Source organism: Candidatus Hydrogenedentota bacterium, from assembly GCA_018005585.1.
In the GTDB taxonomy this organism is placed as follows: domain Bacteria; phylum Hydrogenedentota; class Hydrogenedentia; order Hydrogenedentales; family JAGMZX01; genus JAGMZX01.
Genome location: JAGMZX010000161.1, coordinates 9,183 through 12,836, shown reverse-complemented (window position 1 = coordinate 12,836; position 3,654 = coordinate 9,183). Strand labels below are relative to the sequence as shown.

Genomic DNA, 3,654 nt, shown 5'->3' with positions numbered 1-3,654 from the left:
GGCGCTGACCTGGTTGACACCACGTTCGACGACGAAGCCGACACGCCGTTTGCCTCGGGGATGGGTCCGTATACGGGCCATTTCCGCCCGGCTATGCCGTTGCACGCACTGGACGGGCAGGCTACGCAGGGCGAATGGGTTCTAATCGTCTCTGACACGTTGTATGGCGTTACGGGCACCCTGGAAAGCTGGAGCCTGCGGTTTACGGTTTGTATGCCCGGTGAAGGCGAGGGTGAAGGCGAAGGGGAGGGTGAAGGAGAGCCGGGGCCCGGTTATCACGCGTCGGACTATGTGCCCGCCGACTGGCAGATAGACATGTCGGAATTGCTGAGATTCATTCAGTTTTACAACAGCGCCGGTCTCCACTGCGACCCGCTTTCGGAAGACGGGTATATGCCGGGTTTGGGACTTCAGGATTGCCGGGCCCATTCCGGCGACTACGCCCCCCGCGATTGGGTGATTGGCATGAGCGAGTTGTTGCGGGTCATCCAGTTTTACAATTCGGGCGGCTATCACATCTGCCCGGAGGGCGAAGAGGGATATTGCCCCGGACGCTGAAATAGACGGGCCATCCTTGCGAGGCGAGGGATGCGTTCGCGGCGGAACGCTTGGATTGCGCGATTCCTTTTTTCAGGAGAGCCATGACGCACAAGGGCGCGGGCCTTGCCGTCTCGATAACAGATCCGCCAAACTTCCGGCAGAATGCTTGCAGGGTTGGCGGGGCTTGATAGATCCCGCGGGGCGTGATAGCCTTGACACATGGAGGGAGTGCGGCGGTCTAAAGAGGTGGCCTCGCACCCCGGGTTCTTTAACAAGATGGGGGTGTGCCGTTCCTATGGCTGTACTGTGGAGTTTTTCGAGAGACCTGATCGAGCGCGCGCTGGAGGGAAACGCGGACGCGCGTAAGATGCTCTGGGCCGAGTTTCGTGACTGCGCCTGGACCATGGCCCGCGCGCTGGGCCGCAGGAGGAATATCCACGACGAGGACTTCCTCGAAGAGGTCGTGCAGAATGTCATCGTGAACATCTGCTCCCTCGAGGAGGAGGAATTCGAGTGCGTGGAAAACTGGGCAGGCTGGATATTCAAGGCAACGTCCAGTCGCATTACGGACCGGTTGCGGCTTGTCATCCGGGAGCGCACACGCAAGACTTCCCTGGATGCCAAGACCGACGATGATGTCTCGTTGCTCGATGTGCTGGCCTGCATGGGCGCCAACACGGCCAGCCTGGACTGCCGCACGCTCCTGGATGAGATTCGGCGATTCCTTGACACCCTTCCGAAAGCGACGGCGGATGTATTTCGACTATACATGCAGGAGAAGTCGCAAAAGGAGATCGCCGATGCGCTTCAGATACCGAAAACGACGGTAAACATGAACATCTACCATGTGAAGCAGGCAATACGCAGCCGGTTCGCGCGTTTTGCGAGCGAACTGTGGAGGAACGAGGCATGAGCAGTATCCGAAGGGAGACTCCCGGCGGCCTGCCCGAGTGGATGATAGAGGAACTGAATCGGGCGGAGCCTGTGCCGGAAGAGGTCAGCAAGCGCCTGGACTATATGAAGCCCAGCTTCTTTGAAGCGCTGGACCGCATGGCCGCGCACAGGCGGGCCGCGGCGCAGGGTCCCCGTTCTTCGTTTATCGACGCGGTGTTTTCCGTGGCGGGCGAGTTGCTGGAAAAGGCCCGCGACGCGCTCAGCACCCTGGACGCCATTAGTGGGACAGCCATGCCGCAACCCGTGCTGGCCGGGGGCATCAGCCGGGGGATGAAGAGGCCGGAGAAAGCGCCGGCGAAGGCGTCCCCCCCGGCGGTGCCGACGGGGGTGGGATTCGTGCGCGGCACGGCGCGCATTGACTTGGAGCATCATCGCGAACAGGGCGCTACCGTGCTGCGCATCAACCTGAAGGACCTGGCTACGGGCAAGGAAGTCCGGCCCTTTACCATTCGCATGGCGGACGAGGCGGGCTCGGAGCTGTTCGAGCCCTTGACGATACTGCCTGGCGAGCAGGCCCCCGAGTTTCCAGGACCGAATCCTGGGTTCTACAATATCCAGATCACCTGGAAAGGCGGGGAAGCAGAAACGCGGGTCGAGTACCGCTAGGGAGGCTGCGGCGCAGGCGGCCCTATGCAAGACAGCCACGGCATCATCCTCACGCTGCTCGAAACCATTGAGCACGTGAAAGGGCCGATAGGCCGGCTCGAGCTCTGCTGCCAGCATTGGCGGTCCGAGCGGCCTGCCGCGAGATCGGTTGCGGCTTCGCGCGGCGTAACGTACGCAGGCGACCCCGCCGTTCGGAGTTCCCTCGTTGAACACCTCGTGACGGATGCGTCCCCGCCGCGGGAGCCGCTGACGGAGGGGTACGACGATGTCCTTTCCGTGGGCGAATACGTGCATGTCGAGGGCCGCAGTCCGGTGGATGGTTATCTGCACCTGTTCAATCTGGGCACGAGCGGCGCCTGTTTGAAGCTGGCCCCGTCGCAGGAATTTCCTGACAACCGCGTTGACGCAGGGCAAGTATTCGAGGTGCCTTCGCCTCAGTTCGTCGGAAACGACAAGTTTCCCAAGGGTGTCTGGGAAGAATGCGGGCCCACCACTGCGGCGGCCGGCCAGCCCGAACGCATTCTGTTCCTGTTGACGCGTGAGAATATCAGCCTCGAGATCGCCGACCTCCATCCCCAACTGCAGGGGCGCGATTTGTACACGCCGCGGGGGAGCCGCGGCGCGGGTTTTTCGGGGCCTGTAAAGCGCGAACGGGCCAAGTTGTTCCAACTGGACCCCGACGATTGGGAATACGGGCTGCTCAGTTTCAACGTCCTTTCGCGGTGACGCGCGTCTTGGCGCCGCGATGCGCCTGAGTGCTTCCGGACGTTCTATCGGATAGTGAGCAGGCGCGCGAGTTCATCGGGAGACACGACGGGGCTGGCGCAGACGAAATCCTCGCACACGTAGGCCGCGGCCTTCCCCCGAACCAGCGTCTTGCCGGCCAGCAGGGGCATCCGCCGGGCGAGGGTGTCCGCGCCCGGGCCGGCTGGGTCGACGAAGGCGAAAACCGCGTTTGGCGCAAATACAGTGTTTGCCGCGCGCAGGAGCGCGGCGGTGTCTTCGGCGCGCCGCGCGCCGCAGATGACGATTTCCCGGGGCGTGTCCAGGAGGAAATCGACGGCGCAGAGCGTCTTGAGGAATCCGCGCGGGACCTGCGCCATGGCAAGCGCGTTGCCTTCCAGCACCCGCCGGGCGCGCTCCTGATACTCAGGGTGGTCCAGCAGCCGCGCCAGACGCAATAAGACGAACGCGGCCATTGCATTGCCGGACGGTTCGGCCCCGTCATAGGAGGGACGGGAGCGCGCGATGAGGTGCGCGTGTTCCTCCGCGGTGAAGCGGAATGCTCCCGCGGCGTCGTCCCAGAACTTCTCCTGCATCATGGCGGCCAGCGATTCGGCCGCTTCGAGCCACGCCGCATCGAAGGCCGCGTCATAGAGGTCGAGAAACGCATGGGCCGCGAAGGCGTAATCGTCCAGATAAGCGGGCAGACGGCTTTCGCCGTTTCGATGGGTGCGCAATAACTGGCCGTCGCGCATCATTCGTTCGCACAGGAACCGGCCCGCCTGTTCCGCCGCGTTACGGTAGCGAGGTTCCTCGAGAATGCGCGCGCCC

Annotated in this window: 5 protein-coding genes; 4 read left to right on the top strand and 1 reads right to left on the bottom strand. The window is 63.1% G+C overall.

Annotation, left to right across the window (positions count from 1 at the left end; all coding sequences use genetic code 11):
- From KA184_20250 to KA184_20235, 4 genes are all read left to right on the top strand, one after another.
- A partial coding sequence (locus tag KA184_20250; GenBank protein ID MBP8131917.1) for a proprotein convertase P-domain-containing protein occupies positions 1-558 on the top strand: 558 nt, incomplete at its 5' end.
- Positions 559-835: 277 nt separating this feature from the next.
- Positions 836-1,453, top strand: a complete 618-nt coding sequence (locus tag KA184_20245; protein ID MBP8131916.1) for a sigma-70 family RNA polymerase sigma factor — start codon at positions 836-838, stop codon at positions 1,451-1,453.
- Complete coding sequence (locus tag KA184_20240; protein ID MBP8131915.1) at positions 1,450-2,100, top strand: hypothetical protein; 651 nt, start codon at positions 1,450-1,452, stop codon at positions 2,098-2,100. The genes KA184_20245 and KA184_20240 overlap by 4 nt, the downstream gene beginning before the upstream one ends.
- Positions 2,101-2,124: 24 nt before the next feature.
- Complete coding sequence (locus KA184_20235) at positions 2,125-2,826, top strand: DUF4384 domain-containing protein (GenBank protein MBP8131914.1); 702 nt, start codon at positions 2,125-2,127, stop codon at positions 2,824-2,826.
- A 44-nt stretch (positions 2,827-2,870) separates the two neighbouring features.
- On the opposite strand, the gene KA184_20230 is transcribed toward KA184_20235, so the two are convergent.
- Positions 2,871-3,654, bottom strand: a 784-nt coding sequence (locus KA184_20230) for a thioredoxin domain-containing protein (protein MBP8131913.1), incomplete at its 5' end; no start/stop codon positions are given.

Coding starts and splice junctions, on each gene's coding strand:
- KA184_20235 (MBP8131914.1), top strand. CDS start 2,125: ATGCAAGACAGCCACGGCATCATCCTCACGCTGCTCGAAACCATTGAG.
- KA184_20240 (MBP8131915.1), top strand. CDS start 1,450: ATGAGCAGTATCCGAAGGGAGACTCCCGGCGGCCTGCCCGAGTGGATG.
- KA184_20245 (MBP8131916.1), top strand. CDS start 836: ATGGCTGTACTGTGGAGTTTTTCGAGAGACCTGATCGAGCGCGCGCTG.